Source organism: Shewanella fodinae, assembly GCF_014651955.1.
GTDB classification, from domain to species: Bacteria; Pseudomonadota; Gammaproteobacteria; order Enterobacterales; family Shewanellaceae; genus Shewanella; species Shewanella fodinae.
Window position 1 is genome coordinate 13,749 of the sequence record NZ_BMXW01000029.1, and the last position, 15,158, is coordinate 28,906.

Annotated in this window: 9 protein-coding genes and 7 tRNA genes; 3 read left to right on the forward strand and 13 right to left on the reverse strand. The window is 48.7% G+C overall.

Translation table 11 applies throughout. From position 1 onward, the window contains the following. Positions 1 to 109: 109 nt before the first annotated feature. On the reverse strand, positions 110 to 2,971 hold the full coding sequence (locus IE064_RS17160; protein WP_189618914.1) for a M16 family metallopeptidase: 2,862 nt from the start codon (positions 2,969 to 2,971) through the stop codon (positions 110 to 112). A 437-nt stretch (positions 2,972 to 3,408) separates the two neighbouring features. Between IE064_RS17160 and IE064_RS17165 the strand changes: the two genes are divergently transcribed. Next, positions 3,409 to 4,653 (forward strand): dicarboxylate/amino acid:cation symporter, encoded by a 1,245-nt coding sequence (locus tag IE064_RS17165; RefSeq protein WP_133039665.1) that lies wholly within the window; start codon positions 3,409 to 3,411, stop codon positions 4,651 to 4,653. Positions 4,654 to 4,753: 100 nt separating this feature from the next. Continuing rightward, positions 4,754 to 4,921: a hypothetical protein gene (locus tag IE064_RS17170; protein WP_165900142.1), complete on the forward strand. Its 168-nt coding sequence runs from the start codon at positions 4,754 to 4,756 to the stop codon at positions 4,919 to 4,921. An 80-nt stretch (positions 4,922 to 5,001) separates the two neighbouring features. Here the strand turns inward: IE064_RS17170 and IE064_RS17175 are convergent. From IE064_RS17175 to recA, 12 genes are all read right to left on the reverse strand, one after another. Continuing rightward, positions 5,002 to 5,093 (reverse strand) — tRNA-Ser (locus IE064_RS17175). A gap of 6 nt (positions 5,094 to 5,099) precedes the next feature. Then, positions 5,100 to 5,176 (reverse strand) — tRNA-Arg (locus IE064_RS17180). A gap of 24 nt (positions 5,177 to 5,200) precedes the next feature. Beyond that, positions 5,201 to 5,277 (reverse strand) — tRNA-Arg (locus tag IE064_RS17185). Positions 5,278 to 5,314: 37 nt separating this feature from the next. Next, positions 5,315 to 5,391 (reverse strand) — tRNA-Arg (locus tag IE064_RS17190). Between the two features lie 27 nt (positions 5,392 to 5,418). Then, a tRNA-Arg gene (locus IE064_RS17195) sits at positions 5,419 to 5,495 on the reverse strand. A 31-nt stretch (positions 5,496 to 5,526) separates the two neighbouring features. Beyond that, a tRNA-Arg gene (locus IE064_RS17200) sits at positions 5,527 to 5,603 on the reverse strand. Positions 5,604 to 5,620: 17 nt separating this feature from the next. Further along, positions 5,621 to 5,712 (reverse strand) — tRNA-Ser (locus tag IE064_RS17205). Positions 5,713 to 5,922: 210 nt separating this feature from the next. Then, positions 5,923 to 6,120: a carbon storage regulator CsrA gene (gene csrA / locus IE064_RS17210; RefSeq protein ID WP_133039664.1), complete on the reverse strand. Its 198-nt coding sequence runs from the start codon at positions 6,118 to 6,120 to the stop codon at positions 5,923 to 5,925. A gap of 110 nt (positions 6,121 to 6,230) precedes the next feature. Further along, positions 6,231 to 7,445, reverse strand: a complete 1,215-nt coding sequence (locus IE064_RS17215; RefSeq protein ID WP_189618915.1) for an aspartate kinase — start codon at positions 7,443 to 7,445, stop codon at positions 6,231 to 6,233. Positions 7,446 to 7,466: 21 nt separating this feature from the next. Continuing rightward, a complete protein-coding gene (gene alaS, locus IE064_RS17220) occupies positions 7,467 to 10,088 on the reverse strand; it encodes an alanine--tRNA ligase (RefSeq protein WP_189618916.1) in 2,622 nt (873 codons plus the stop codon). A gap of 498 nt (positions 10,089 to 10,586) precedes the next feature. Then, on the reverse strand, positions 10,587 to 11,021 hold the full coding sequence (locus IE064_RS17225) for a regulatory protein RecX (RefSeq protein ID WP_373295293.1): 435 nt from the start codon (positions 11,019 to 11,021) through the stop codon (positions 10,587 to 10,589). 11 nt (positions 11,022 to 11,032) lie between these two features. Beyond that, on the reverse strand, positions 11,033 to 12,103 hold the full coding sequence (gene recA / locus IE064_RS17230) for a recombinase RecA (protein WP_133039660.1): 1,071 nt from the start codon (positions 12,101 to 12,103) through the stop codon (positions 11,033 to 11,035). Positions 12,104 to 12,400: 297 nt separating this feature from the next. Between recA and mutS the strand changes: the two genes are divergently transcribed. Then, the gene (gene mutS / locus IE064_RS17235) at positions 12,401 to 14,989 is read left to right on the forward strand and encodes a DNA mismatch repair protein MutS (RefSeq protein WP_189618919.1); all 2,589 of its coding nucleotides are present in this window, start codon (positions 12,401 to 12,403) and stop codon (positions 14,987 to 14,989) included. Positions 14,990 to 15,158: the final 169 nt, after the last annotated feature.

A 15,158-nucleotide genomic window follows, 5' to 3' on the forward strand; every position in this document is an offset into this window, starting at 1 on the left:
GCGTAATTTATACGACACAGGCGGCGACAGCCTAAGACCGTCACCGCGCCGTTAAGTATCTGACCACCATCTCGGTTGGTGCAACAGATATGGGGATGTACTTTAGCGATTACAAGGGCAGATTGACCACCTTATAGCCCAGAGCCGTTAACCCTGGTTCAACAGAAGCTTTATCACCAACGATGAGGATCTGCATGGTTGCAGGATCAAGCCACTGTTTTGCCAACTGATTCAGTTGCTCTAAGCTAATTTGTGACACAATTTTATCCTGTTCATCCGTAAAATCATGTGCCAGATGATATTTCTGGATCATGCGAATAAAGCCAGCTTTCTGGTAAGGCGTTTCATAGTCCAGTGCTTTGCCCTGACTGATTGAAGCGCGCATAAATGCCTGTTCCTCTGCACTCATACCACTTTGATGATAGCGACTAATCTCCTTCATAAACTCTGCCAGCGCTTTATCTGTGACATCACTGCGTACGCTGGCGCTTGCTTCGAAGTAGCCTTGTTCACTACCACCGGCAAAGAAACTGCGAGCGCCATAGGTATATCCTTTATCCTCCCGGAGGTTAAGATTGATACGGCTGTTAAACGCACCACCCAGAGGGTAGTTCATCAGATAACTCTTGAAAAAATCACCGGTCGCATCATAAGGCAATGCCCGTTTACCAATACTGATCACGGATTGAGCGGCACCCGGTTTGTCGATAATGAATACTATCCCAGGGTTGCCGGCTGGCAATTTTCCTGCCACTGGCAATGGCGTCGCATCGCCCTGCCAACGGGTCAGTGGCTGAAGTTTTTCTAACAATTGGGCCTTGGGCAGATCCGTTACCGTCACCATTTGTGCATTTCCGGCTCGGTATTGTTCAGCATAGAAAGCTTTCACATCCTCGAGGGTGATGCCAGCCACCGTCTGCAGGGTGCCACCACTACTGATACCTAAACTGTTGTCGCTACCAAATAACAGCTTGGAAAAACCTTCGTTAGCCAGATAGTTAGGATCAGATACCATATGTTGCAGTGTTTGCAGTGTCTGCTGCTTCACCCGATTGAAATCTGCTTCGGTAAACCCGGGTTCTAACAGCCGTTCTTTGACTATCGCCAAGGTTTTATCAAGATTCTCGGTGAGTGAAGTTACCCGTACCACACTCTGATAATCACTGGCACTGAAGCTGACACTAGAGCCTAACAGTTCCAGTGCCTGCGCCAGCGCTTCGCTGCTGCGTTTGGCACTGGATTCATTAAGCATGTCGGCAGTAAGCGCCGCCAACCCGGCCTTTTGCAGCGGCTCCATCCGGTGTCCGCCATTCAGATAAATGATGATTTCTGTGGTTGGCGTTTCGCTGCTTTGCGTCCCCATCACGTCTATCTTATCCGCCAGCGTTGCACTCCACAGTTCTGGCACCTTCAACACTGGGGCTTTGGCAGCGGAAGGCATCACACTGCGGTCAAAACTGCTGTGTGCTGGAGCTAATGTGGCGGACAGCCCTGTCACCGCTTGCTTAGCCACCTCTGGGGTTGGTGGCGTATAGTTGTCAGGGGCAGCGACCAAGGCTTCACCACCTTGAGGAACAACGCTCATCACTACCGAAGGCTTACCTTTGACATATTCACGGAATACCCGCATCACATCCTCTTTGGTCACCGCATCATAGCGTGCCAAATCGTTGCCAATCTGGTTAGGATTACCGGTAAAAGTCTGGTTGACTGCCAAGGACGCCACCTTGCCAGAAACGCTTTGCAACGAGAAAATCGAGTCGGCCCGGAACTGAATTTTTACCTTCTGTAAATCTTCATCGGTTACACCACGGGTTTCAAATTCATCAATTGACTGGCGGATAAGTTTTTCAATGGGCGCAAGTGACGCGCCTTTGGCAGGATTTGCCAGCGCATAAAAACTCAACTGACAGGCCAACTCTTGGCAAGGATGACTGGCTCCCGCCTGCACCGCATAACCATCTTTCACCAAATTTTTGTAAATAATCGAGGTTTTGCCGCCCCCCAGAATATTCGCCAGCAGATCTAGCGCAGCTTCATCTTGATGACGGGCATAAACCGTTGGAAAACCTATCTGGATCAAAGGCAGATGGATATTGTCTTGCATCGACACATAACGTGTTTTATCCAATGTGACTAACGGCTTGTCCAAGGCTTTCACTTCTGGTCCACGGGGAATATCGCCAAAATACTTATTCACCCAGCTCAGGGTTTGCGCTTCGTCAATATCACCCCCTATGGTCAAGGTCGCATTGTTAGGGCCGTACCAGCGGCGGAAGAAATCTTTGACATCCTGAGTCGTTGCTCGGTCAAGATCCGCTGGCCAACCAATCACTGGCCAACTGTAAGGGTGTCCTTTGGGATAAAACGCCTGCTGAAACTGTTCATTCAGCCGTCCATAGGGACGGTTATCAATCCGTTGCGCCCGTTCATTTTTGACCGTCGCGCGCTGCACCTCAAACTTTTGATCGGTCAGTGCTGGCAACAGATAGCCCATCCGATCGGATTCCAACCACAACATTTTCTCCAACTGATTGCTAGGAACCGTTTCAAAATAGTTGGTACGATCACTATTGGTGGTGCCATTTAGTTCGCCACCGGCTTCGGTCACAACTTTAAAATGCTGCTCGTCAGCAACATGTTCTGACCCTTGAAACATCATATGTTCAAACAGATGGGCAAAGCCGGTACGGCCAGGATGCTCACGATCGGAACCCACGTGATAGGTCACGTCCACTTTGACCAAAGGATCTGAGTGATCTTCATGCAGCAGCACAGTTAAGCCATTAGCCAAAACATATTTTTTATAGGGAATGCCAATTTCACCCGCTTTAGGGGCATAGGACTCTACCAACGTCACACTCGCTGGCAGTTGGGCGGCAGCGGAAAGCGCCAGCGGCGCTGGCGCTTTCTCAGCCGCGCATCCCGCTAAAGCTGCCGACACTGCCGCAGCCAATAACCATTTTTTCATCTGTTACTCCTTAACTTTTACTATATTGCGCTAACACTTAGTCTACTCAGACCGGCATCATGCCGAGGCTAAGACTACCCTTTCCAGGGAACAAAACCTAAGAGGGTAATTTGTAAGATAACGTTTCACTGGCACCTTATGACAGTGTTGTTCAGCCCTTCAGAGCAAAACCGCATGAAATCCGGCATTAACTGAATTCCGCTAAAAGTTAGCTGTTCACGAGGGTTTTAACGGGAAACTTTGACATGATTAACAAAAAACAAAGCTTTTAACTCATTAAAACAATCCTTAATATCACCATAAGCTATAAAAAAAGGTTTTACCGCCATTTAGCAACAAAGGATTACAATCCCGCCATCTGACCATGAACGGGCAACCCACATGGCAGTAACAATAATGACAACGGACCGATAACGGCCAACAACTCTGGAAATCTCATGATTTGGCAAACCTATAAACGTATCCCATTTTGGCAAAAGGTGGTTGCGGGCTTTGTGCTCGGCGCCCTGCTAGGAGTATTCCTCGGGGATAAAGCGACAGTATTGAAACCCTTGGGTGATCTGTTCATTAAAGCAATTACAATGCTAGTTGCGCCATTAGTATTCTGTGCCATTGTCTCCAGCATCACCGCGCTGGGCAGTGAAGTAGGGCTGAAGCGCCTGAGTATCAAAACCCTCGGCATGTTTATGCTGACTGGTACGCTGGCATCGCTTATCGGGTTGGCAGTTGGCAGTCTTATCGACATGGGTGGCACTATTGAACTGGCAACTACCGAGGTACGGGAACGCAACATTCCCGGTTTTGCTCAGGTACTGCTGGATATGATCCCAAGCAACCCGTTCGAATCGTTAGCGCAAGGTAACGTATTACAGATCATCGTGTTCGCTGCACTGGTGGGCATTGCCATCAACATGGTCGGCGAAAAAGCCAAGCCACTGCAAGCAGCCATTCATGCAGGTGCAGAAGTGATGTTTCAGCTGACACGCCTCGTCATGAAACTGACTCCCATTGGGGTATTTGGTTTGATGGCTTGGGTCGTTGGTAAATATGGCATCAGTAGTTTAGCGCCGTTAGCAAAGTTCATTCTGGCTATTTATATCGCCGCGCTGCTACATATCATCTGTGTCTACGGTGGGCTGGTAAAATTTGCCGCAGGACTAAGCCCATGGCAGTTTTTCCGTAAAGCCATGCCTGCACAATTAGTTGCCTTTAGTACCGCGTCCAGTTACGGAACACTACCGGTCACCACCCGTTGTGCACAAGCCATGGGGGTATCTGAACGCTACAGTGCTTTCGTGTTGCCGTTAGGCGCCACCATGAATATGGACGGCTGTGGTGGTATCTACCCGGCAATTGCGTCTATTTTTATTGCGCAGATTTACGGTATCCCATTGGATATGACAGATTACGTATTGATTGCCATAACGGCGACCATTGCCTCTGTAGGCACTGCTGGGGTGCCTGGCAGCGCAATGGTGATGTTAACGGTGACGTTGGGTGTTATCGGTCTACCCTTGGAGGGGATTGCCTATATTGCCGCTATTGATCGGGTGATAGACATGATCCGCACCTGTACCAATATTACCGGTGATATGATGACTGCAGTGGTGGTGGGAAAATCTGAAAACGAAGTCAATACAGAAAAGTTCTACAGCAATGCTACCGATGCTGAGACAGTGTAGCAAAAGTTCTTCTGTCACAAAGGGCCGCGCATGCGGCCTTTTTCTCATCCATAACTGTCGTTATTATTAGCAACACATGCTTGTCTGGAGTCTTCTGTTTATGGGCCGCTTCTTATTTCTGCCACTTATTTTATCGCTGCTATGGCTGGCATTCTTGCGTTTTAATGGCATTCCGGTCTCGCAAGGGGCAAAAGGCTTTGTGTGGATCATTGGTATCAGTGCAGTGGTGATCTGTTTACTGGCATTTGCTATCTGGTTGACGGCCTAATTGACAAATCCAATCATGGGCTAAAGACCATTTTAAGCAGTGGTAATCGTGGGATTTGCAGCAGTGAAAAAACAGAAGAATGGCGGAGAAGGAGGGATTCGAACCCTCGATGGGAGTTAAAGCCCATACTCCCTTAGCAGGGGAGCGCCTTCGGCCACTCGGCCACCTCTCCGCAAATTGGTGCGCATGGAAGGAGTCGAACCTCCGACCACCTGGTTCGTAGCCAGGTACTCTATCCAGCTGAGCTACATGCGCATAATTTGAAATATGAGCAGACAATGGTGCGCATGGAAGGAGTCGAACCTCCGACCACCTGGTTCGTAGCCAGGTACTCTATCCAGCTGAGCTACATGCGCAATTAATTGTCTGTTGAGCGCAGGCGATAAATCCCAATGGTGCGCATGGAAGGAGTCGAACCTCCGACCACCTGGTTCGTAGCCAGGTACTCTATCCAGCTGAGCTACATGCGCATTGAAACAATGGGAATTAAAGCAGAATGGTGCGCATGGAAGGAGTCGAACCTCCGACCACCTGGTTCGTAGCCAGGTACTCTATCCAGCTGAGCTACATGCGCAAAACGTATTCTTTACTGCTATAAACGAAAATGGTGCGCATGGAAGGAGTCGAACCTCCGACCACCTGGTTCGTAGCCAGGTACTCTATCCAGCTGAGCTACATGCGCAGTTTTCGTTAAGAAAATGGCGGAGAAGGAGGGATTCGAACCCTCGATGGGAGTTAAAGCCCATACTCCCTTAGCAGGGGAGCGCCTTCGGCCACTCGGCCACCTCTCCACTTTTTCTTGGCGCACATATTACTGTTTGAAGAAAATAAGTCAAACGCTTTTTGGGAAAGGCAAACCGTTTGCCCTGTTTTTAATCATATCGTGCAAATACGCTGCAACACTGCCAAAAACAAGGCTTTTTTATAAATTAGCACAATAAAAAAGCCAGCGGTTTAGGCTGGCTCTTCAGTGTATCTTTACGAGATCCTGCAACATAGGATCAATAGTCGCCGCCTTCTGAGGAAGAGCCACTTTTTTCAGACTGGATGCGTTGATAGATCTCTTCACGATGCACAGAGACCTCTTTAGGCGCATTCACGCCGATACGCACCTGGTTACCTTTCACCCCCAGCACTGTAACTGTGACCTCGTCACCAATCATCAGTGTTTCGCCAACACGACGAGTCAAAATCAGCATTAGCTTGCTCCTCTATTATCCATATTTTATTACGGCGCTTATCCGTTCTGGTATCTATTATAAGGTGAGCTTAGTACAAAATAATAGTATTCAATACTAAAAGCCTTGTTTTACTGCGCCTTATTTAGTCCAAAAGCGTGATGCAGCACGCGAACAGCCTTGTCTGCATTTGCTTCATCTACCCATACTGACAAAGTGGTAGCCGACCAGCTCGACAGCTTAACATCGATACCTTCACCATCCAACATCAGGTGCAACTCGTTGCTTATAGATGTAAAAGAAGACACTATTGCCCCCACAAGCGAGAGTCGGGTCAATGACGACTGACAATTTACCGGAATGCTGTCAGGTTTTCGCTCCATGGCGGTAACCACCTGAGTAATATGTTGCTGCCCCACCACAAACCAACTATCCGACACCGTATCATTTGATTCAAAAGCCACACCGCAATGCTGCAACAATTGCCGCATCTGCTGATTAAAATCACCATTCCCAACCGTCACAGCCTTGGTAAGTAACGCTTGATTACGGGCAACAGCAATACCAGTGATACCGCTGGAGCGCGGCAAATTGTCAACGATCAACGTTCCCCGACCTGGGTTAAAACTAGAGAGTACCCGCAGCGGAACACAACAGCGCTGAGCAGTAGCAACTGAGTCAGGATGCAAAACCTTGGCACCATTTCTTGCCAGTGCCAACATCTCCGTAAAACTGATTGCATCCAGCCTTCTGGCGGTGGGTTCTATTGCCGGGTCGGTGGTAAAAACGCCATCAACATCCGTAAAAATCTGGCATTCCTCAGCATGTAATGCCGCAGCAATGGCTACTGCGGTAGTATCGGAGCCACCTCGTCCAAGCGTGGTAATATCCCCATTTGCATTGATGCCTTGAAATCCAGCGATAATAGGGACTATGCCCTCTTGAAGTAACTGCAGCAAATAAGAGGTTTCTATCTGTGTAATTTCTGCAGCACCGTGCGATGCAGAAGTACGAATAGGCAGCTGCGATGCCAGCAGCGAACGAGCGCTAATACCTCGTTTCTGCAGTGCAATAGCGAGTAAAGCAATACTCACTTGCTCGCCGGTGCTCGCCAGCATATCCAATTCACGCGCAGAAGCGTTTTCGTCCAACTGCTGTGCCAAGGCGTATAACCGATTTGTTTCGCCCGCCATCGCTGAACAAACAATCACTTGCAGCTCGCCAAGGTGATATGCCTCGGCGAGCTGTTCGGCGACAATTTCTATTCGTTCCAGTGACCCTAGTGATGTGCCACCGAACTTTTTGACATACAACCGTGAGCCACGGTGCGTTACTGCTGTTGTCACAGAAACCTCAGCAAATGTGGTTTACAGACGCTCCTGCAACCATGGCAGCACCGTATTTAATGCAGAAGGTAGCTTTTCAGGTTCACTGCCCCCCGCCTGCGCCATATCAGGACGGCCACCGCCTTTGCCGCCAACCTGTGCCGCCACCATCGCGACTAAGTCGCCTGCCTTGACTTTGCCAGTAAGATCTTTAGTGACACCCGCAATTAGGTTTACTTTGCCATCGTGAGCAGTGCCCAGAACCACAATGCCAGACTGCAACTTCTGTTTTAGTTCATCCAGTAAACCGCGTAAGGCTCCGGCATCAACCCCATCAAGCAGCTTCACCAATACCTTGGTACCGGCGACATCGGTCACTTCATTCACCAGATCAGCACTTGCCGCAGCGGCCAGCTTATCTTTCAACTGTGAAATCTCTTTCTCCAGCTGTTTAGCACGATCCAATTGTGCTTTTAACTTGGCGACAACGGAATGTGTATCCCCTTTTAACAGAGCAGCGGCTTCGGCCAATTCCTGTTGCTGCTGGGAGATATAAGCCATTGCTGCTGCGCCGGTGACCGCTTCAATACGGCGGATACCCGCAGCAATACCACTTTCAGATACAATCTTGAATAACCCAATATCACCGGTGCGGCCAACATGAGTACCGCCGCATAGCTCTACGGAAAAATCCCCCATCGTCACAACACGGACACGGGTATCATATTTTTCACCAAACAGCGCCATAGCACCTTTGGCTTTGGCTTGTTCAAGATCCATTTCGGCGATCTGCAGTTGATGGTTACGACGGATCTGGGTATTCACCAAATCCTCCACTTCAGCGAGTTGCTCTGTGGTCATGGCTTCAAAGTGTGAAAAATCAAAACGCAGACGTTCGGGATCCACCAATGAGCCTTTCTGTGCCACATGAGTCCCCAGCACCTTGCGGAGAGCGGCATGTAACAAATGAGTCACTGAATGATTCAACTGAGTGCGATGGCGCAGCTTCTTGTCCACGTTGGCGTTGACGGTCTGTCCCAGCTTAAGGCTTCCCTCAACCAATACGCCAAGATGACCGATAGCTTGGGCATATTTTTGAGTATCTTTTACGGTGAACTCGGTGCCCGCTGCTGACAGTGTACCTTTATCCCCCACCTGTCCGCCGGATTCGCCATAGAATGGAGTATTATCAAGAATAATAACTGCTTCCTGCCCAGGTAACACGGCATCAACTGGTTGACCGTTCACATAAATAGCTTGCACTTTACCTGCGCCATTTAGCGCTTCATAGCCACAGAAATGGCTATCGATATCGCTTTTAATACCGGCGTTATAATCAGCAGCGAACTGACCAGCAGCCTGTGCACGGCTGCGCTGGGCGGCCATTGCCACATCAAACCCCGCCTCATCTACTGTGATATCACGTTCACGGCAAACATCAGCGGTTAAATCCAGCGGGAAACCGTAAGTGTCGTAAAGTTTGAATGCTGTTTCACCATCCAAGACATTGCCTTTAATGTCCGCGAGCGCATTATCAAGGATCCCCAGACCGCGCTCTAGCGTACGGGCAAACTGCTCTTCTTCCGCTTTCAAGGCGTTCTCTACAACACTCTGAGTGGTCTTAAGATCCTTGGCAGCCTCGCCCATCACCTCAATCAGTGTCGGCACCAGCTTATAGAAGAAGGTATTGCTAGCACCTAACTTGTAACCGTGACGTACGGCACGACGGATAATGCGACGCAATACATAACCGCGGCCTTCGTTAGATGGCATCACCCCATCCGCCACTAAGAATGCGCAAGAGCGAATATGGTCAGCAATCACGCGTAAGGATTTATCTTCCAGATCTGTAACACCAATGATCTCAGCAGTCTTGGCAATCAGGGTCTTAAATACATCGATTTCATAATTGGAATGTACCTTCTGCATAATGGCAGAGATACGTTCCAGCCCCATGCCGGTATCTACTGATGGCTTAGGCAATGGCAGCATGGTACCGTCGGCCTGACGGTTAAACTGCATAAAGACGATATTCCAGATCTCGATGAAACGGTCGCCATCTTCTTCTGGTGTTCCAGGACGTCCACCCCAGATATGAGCACCGTGATCGTAAAAAATTTCTGTGCATGGACCACAAGGACCGGTATCACCCATCTGCCAGAAGTTATCTGACGCATAAGGTGCTCCCTTGTTATCACCGATGCGGATGATATCTTCAGCTGGAATACCGATTTCTTTATTCCAGATATCAAAGGCTTCGTCATCGTTTTGATAAACGGTAACGCACAGTTTTTCCTTGGGCAGCTTTAGTTCTTCAGTGAGAAAAGTCCAGGCAAAACGAATGGCATCATGTTTGAAATAGTCGCCGAAGCTGAAATTACCCAGCATTTCAAAAAATGTGTGGTGACGCGCGGTATAACCGACGTTATCTAAATCATTATGCTTACCACCAGCACGTACACAGCGCTGAGCAGTAGTGGCACGGCTGTAGCTGCGTTTTTCGTTACCGAGGAACACGTCTTTAAACTGGTTCATCCCGGCATTGGTAAACAGCAGTGTCGGGTCATTGCCCGGCACTAAGGAGCTGCTGTCTACGACCTGATGACCATTCTTTCGGAAAAACTCCAGAAAAGCACTTCGCAGTGCGGCGGTGGTCTGATACATGAAATCGTCCTGAATAACTTGGGCTGTAAACTACAAAAAATGGCCTGGAGCTAGGCTGCCGGCCACTGTTATACATAATGGTCTGCCATTATAAGCGTGCAGGGAGAGAATACCAATTAGAATCACTGACCGCACATTTGAATCAGTTAAATCTCTGGTGAAGATCATCAATATCAGTGGGAAATCTAGGATTTGCAGGAACAATAGGCGTTAATCAATATGACCTCACGAACAACGCGATAATCAGAAATTGCCACAAATTCGCTGAACGACTGTTGGTATAAGTTGGAGAGCGCAAGGTGTCAAAAAATGTAGGTACTCCTGTCCCAACCGATGAGGTATAGCTACAAATGTATTTTTAAGCGTCTAAACGAAGGCGTTAGGGAAAACAGCAAAAAAGGAAACGAGCAGCGCTACGACCAAGTCAACGTTAAACCAGAGTTAACTCAATAGCTAAAAGAAATAAGTCAAAACAAGGTGATAGCCATTAAAGTGTACTTACTCATAGGGATCGTAGTCCAAGGCTGCAGCAATCTGATCGTAACTGAACCCCTGCCCCAACAAATGCCGAATACGCTTGGCACGCTCTTTAGCATCAATGGTACCGTCAGTCATCGCGTATTTTTTCTGGATGCGCTGACGAGCTAAGTCCACCCAGTCACAATCAGCAATATCTAACGCTGCTTCAATACAGCTTTTTGGTAAACCTTTCTGCAACCCCGTCTGGCGGATCCGTGCCGGCCCGTGCCCTTTGGAGATCTGTGAACGAACAAGGGCCGCAGCATAACGTTTATCGTCAATAATGCCTTGCGCCGCCAACTTATCGGAAAGTTGTTCAATATCGACCTTAGCAAATCCTTTGTCTGTCAACCGGGCGCACAATTCGCTCCGGCTATAATCGCGGCGCGCCAACAGCGCCACCGCAATGTCCATTAATGACTCGCTCAGAAGATCTCTCCGGTTTCCATATCGATATTATCATCACCCGCAGTCTCAACCGCAGCAGGCGCCGCAACGCCACCTTTATGCAGTAACATCTCGCGCAACTGAGTATCAATCTCTTGCGCAATTTCTGGATTATCTTGCAGGAATTTGCCCGCGTTAGCGCGTCCCTGACCGATTTTATCTCCCTTATAACTGTACCAAGCACCTGATTTTTCAATAAGTTTATGCGCGACTCCCAGATCGACTAATTCACCGACACGGTTAATGCCTTTACCATAAAGAATTTGAAAATCAGCCTGTTTAAAAGGTGCAGCAACTTTATTTTTAACCACTTTAACTCGGGTTTCGTTACCGATAACTTCATCGCCTTCTTTAATCGAACCGGTACGACGAATATCCAGACGCACGGAAGCATAAAACTTCAGCGCATTACCACCAGTTGTAGTTTCTGGATTGCCGAACATTACTCCGATCTTCATACGGATCTGGTTGATAAAAATCAGCAGCGTGTTGGATTGTTTGAGATTACCCGCCAATTTGCGCATGGCCTGGCTCATCATGCGCGCTGCCAGCCCCATATGGGAATCACCAATCTCACCTTCAATCTCAGCTTTAGGCGTCAACGCAGCAACGGAGTCAACAATAATGACATCCACCGCGCCACTGCGAGTCAATGCATCGCAGATTTCCAATGCCTGTTCACCTGTGTCTGGCTGAGAGCAGAGCAGATTATCAATATCCACCCCTAATTTACGGGCATAGATAGGGTCCAATGCATGTTCTGCGTCAATAAAGGCGCACACTTTACCTTCGCGTTGAGCAGCCGCAATCACTTCCAATGTCAGAGTGGTTTTCCCTGAAGATTCAGGTCCGTAGATTTCAACAATACGTCCAAGTGGCAAACCACCAGCACCCAAGGCAACATCGAGAGAGAGCGAACCGGTGGAAATCGTTTCCACATCCATGCTTCTGTCTTCGCCCAATTTCATAATTGAGCCTTTGCCAAATTGCTTTTCAATCTGGCCCAACACGGCGTTTAGCGCTTTCTCTTTGTTCGGATCAATCTTCATTCTGATTCCCTCTTACGACAACCAATGAGTTGTCTGAAATGCCTGTCATCACCCGGACGGGTATAAATCGTTTTAACGTTTAGACAGTAGTATACTGTACAATCATACAGTATCAAGCCCTGAGTATGATTAATTTGCCAGCGCTAATTGGCTGACCTCAATGGTCCTTGGCACTCACTAGACTATGATAAAATTTGTCTCCTAAACTTCATCCCCCCTAAATACCTGTTAATATTGCCAACCTGATTGTACAGAGAATTCCTTGAATAACTAACGGACAAACAGCGCAAGCTTATGATGCAAAACACAGCTGCCAGCCTCGATGACGACTTCGAAAAACACACGCCCATGATGCGGCAATACCTATCGATGAAAGCTCAGCATAGCGATATGTTGTTGTTTTACCGGATGGGCGACTTTTATGAATTGTTTTATGACGATGCCCGCCGAGCTTCCGAATTACTCGGTATTTCCCTTACCGCTCGAGGTAAGAGCGGTGGTGAACCCATTCCAATGGCTGGCATTCCATACCATGCAGTGGAAACCTACTTGGCCAAGCTGGTACAACAAGGTGAGTCTGTCGCTATCTGCGAGCAGATTGGCGATCCCGCATTAGCAAAAGGACCGGTTGAGCGCAAGGTAGTCCGTATCGTTACCCCCGGCACATTAACAGATGAAGCGTTACTGCAAGAGCGGCAGGACAATCTGCTGGCGGCCGTTTATGAAGGCAAAACGGGTTTTGGGTATGCCACTCTTGATGTTGCATCTGGACGTTTCATTGTCACTGAACTGGAAGACCTAGAGAGCCTTGAAGCTGAGCTACAACGGACAAAACCTGCCGAGCTTCTTTACAGTGAAGATTTTACCCAACAGCAACTGCTCAATAGCATCAAAGGTAAACGTCGTCGCCCCGAGTGGGAATTTGATTTCGACACGGCAATGCGCCTATTGCTAGATCAGTTTGGCACCAAAGATCTGCATGGTTTTGGTATTCAACAGGCACGTCTATCACTACAGGCGGCAGGTTGTTTGATGCAGTATGTACGCGATACTCAGCGCACTGCTTTGCCACACATTAATGCCATTCATCAATTCAGCCCTAGCGACAGCATAGTGCTGGATGCGGCAACTAGACGCAATTTAGAGCTTACGAAAAACCTTTCCGGTGGCCGAGAAAACACGTTAGCAGCGGTGTTGGATGCGACGGCGACCCCCATGGGGAGCCGCATGTTACAACGCTGGATCCACCAGCCACTACGCAACCGCGCTTTGATTGAAGCACGGCATCAGGCTGTGGCAGAACTGCTAACAACGGGACAACACGAGTCGCTGCACCAATTGCTTAAATCACTGGGCGATGTTGAACGCATTATTGCTAGGTTGGCAATCCGCAATGCCCGACCACGCGATCTTGCGCGTTTACGTCAGGCATTGGAGTTGTTACCGGAGATCCAACAACAATTATCGACGCTGCAGCAGCCTCATCTGCGGCAACTCAGTGAACAGCTCAGTGAGTTTCCACATGAGCTGTCGCTGCTGCAACGTGCCATTGTGGATAATCCACCGGTGCTTATTCGCGATGGTGGTGTCATTCGTGAAGGTTACAACGCGGAGCTCGATGACTGGCGCAGCCTAAGCGATGGTGCGTCTGACTACCTACAACAACTGGAAGTTCGTGAAAAGGAACGCACAGGCATAGCCACACTAAAAGTGGGCTTCAATCGGGTGCATGGTTATTACATTGAAGTGTCACGGGGCCAATCTGCGCAAGTGCCCCTAAGCTATCAACGGCGACAAACACTGAAAAATACCGAACGCTACATTATCCCCGAACTAAAAGAATATGAAGAAAAAGTGCTCTCTAGTCAGGGGAAAGCGCTCGCACTAGAAAAACAGTTATGGGATGAGTTGTTTGATCTGCTACTGCCTAAACTGTATGCATTACAGTGCTTTGCTATGGCAGCGTCGGAATTAGACGTACTGAGTAATTTTGCCGAGCGCGCCGAATCCTTTAATTATTGTCAACCTGAGTTGAGTGACCATACTGGGATTGATATTGATGACGGTCGGCACCCGGTTGTAGAGCGGGTGAGTCAATCCCCATTTATTGCCAACCCGGTGGTGCTTAATCCCAAGCGCCGTATGCTGATTGTGACTGGCCCCAACATGGGCGGTAAATCTACTTATATGCGGCAAGTGGCACTGATAACGCTGATGGCATACATCGGCAGTTTTGTGCCGGCAACCAGCGCAACTATTGGCCCAATTGATCGCATATTCACCCGCATCGGCGCCTCAGATGATCTCGCATCCGGTCGCTCGACCTTTATGGTCGAGATGACAGAAACGGCAAATATTCTGCACAATGCTACCGCCAACAGCTTGGTGCTGATGGACGAAATTGGGCGAGGCACATCTACCTATGACGGCATGTCATTGGCCTGGGCAGCAGCCGAGTACCTCGCTAGGAAACTGGGGGCGCTGACACTATTTGCCACTCACTATTTTGAACTGACGCAACTATCTGAGTTGTTACCGCAGGTGATCAACGTGCATCTGGATGCGGTAGAACATGCCGACACCATAGTGTTCATGCATGCAGTACAGGAAGGTGCGGCCAGTAAAAGTTACGGCTTGCAGGTCGCGGCGCTGGCTGGCGTCCCAGCTCACGTGATTAAAGCCGCCAAAATGAAATTGCAGGAGTTGGAAGCCAGAGATAGCCACAGTGGCAACACTAGCCCGATGCCTATGCAGTCAAGCCTGCCTTTTGAAAACGCAACATCAGAAGTAGAGCTGGCGTTGCAGCGACTTAATCTTGATGAAATGACCCCTAAAGCAGCGCTAGATCTGTTATATAAATTACGGGCATTAGCTAAACCCAGTTAACCTAACAGTGATCATCTACGTGATGAAAAAGCGCACATTTATGTTAATGCCGATCGCTTTAAGTAATTGAACGATCCTGAGCAGACTTCATAATCGGTCTCAACATTGTTGAGGCCGATTTTTTATGTCCGAATTTTCTAAAGAATTACAGGTTACCGCCGAGTTTTGC

Coding starts and splice junctions, on each gene's coding strand:
- IE064_RS17160 (WP_189618914.1), bottom strand. CDS start 2,971: ATGAAAAAATGGTTATTGGCTGCGGCAGTGTCGGCAGCTTTAGCGGGA.
- IE064_RS17165 (WP_133039665.1), top strand. CDS start 3,409: ATGATTTGGCAAACCTATAAACGTATCCCATTTTGGCAAAAGGTGGTT.
- IE064_RS17170 (WP_165900142.1), top strand. CDS start 4,754: ATGGGCCGCTTCTTATTTCTGCCACTTATTTTATCGCTGCTATGGCTG.
- csrA (WP_133039664.1), bottom strand. CDS start 6,120: ATGCTGATTTTGACTCGTCGTGTTGGCGAAACACTGATGATTGGTGAC.
- alaS (WP_189618916.1), bottom strand. CDS start 10,088: ATGTATCAGACCACCGCCGCACTGCGAAGTGCTTTTCTGGAGTTTTTC.
- IE064_RS17225 (WP_373295293.1), bottom strand. CDS start 11,021: ATGGACATTGCGGTGGCGCTGTTGGCGCGCCGCGATTATAGCCGGAGC.
- recA (WP_133039660.1), bottom strand. CDS start 12,103: ATGAAGATTGATCCGAACAAAGAGAAAGCGCTAAACGCCGTGTTGGGC.
- mutS (WP_189618919.1), top strand. CDS start 12,401: ATGCAAAACACAGCTGCCAGCCTCGATGACGACTTCGAAAAACACACG.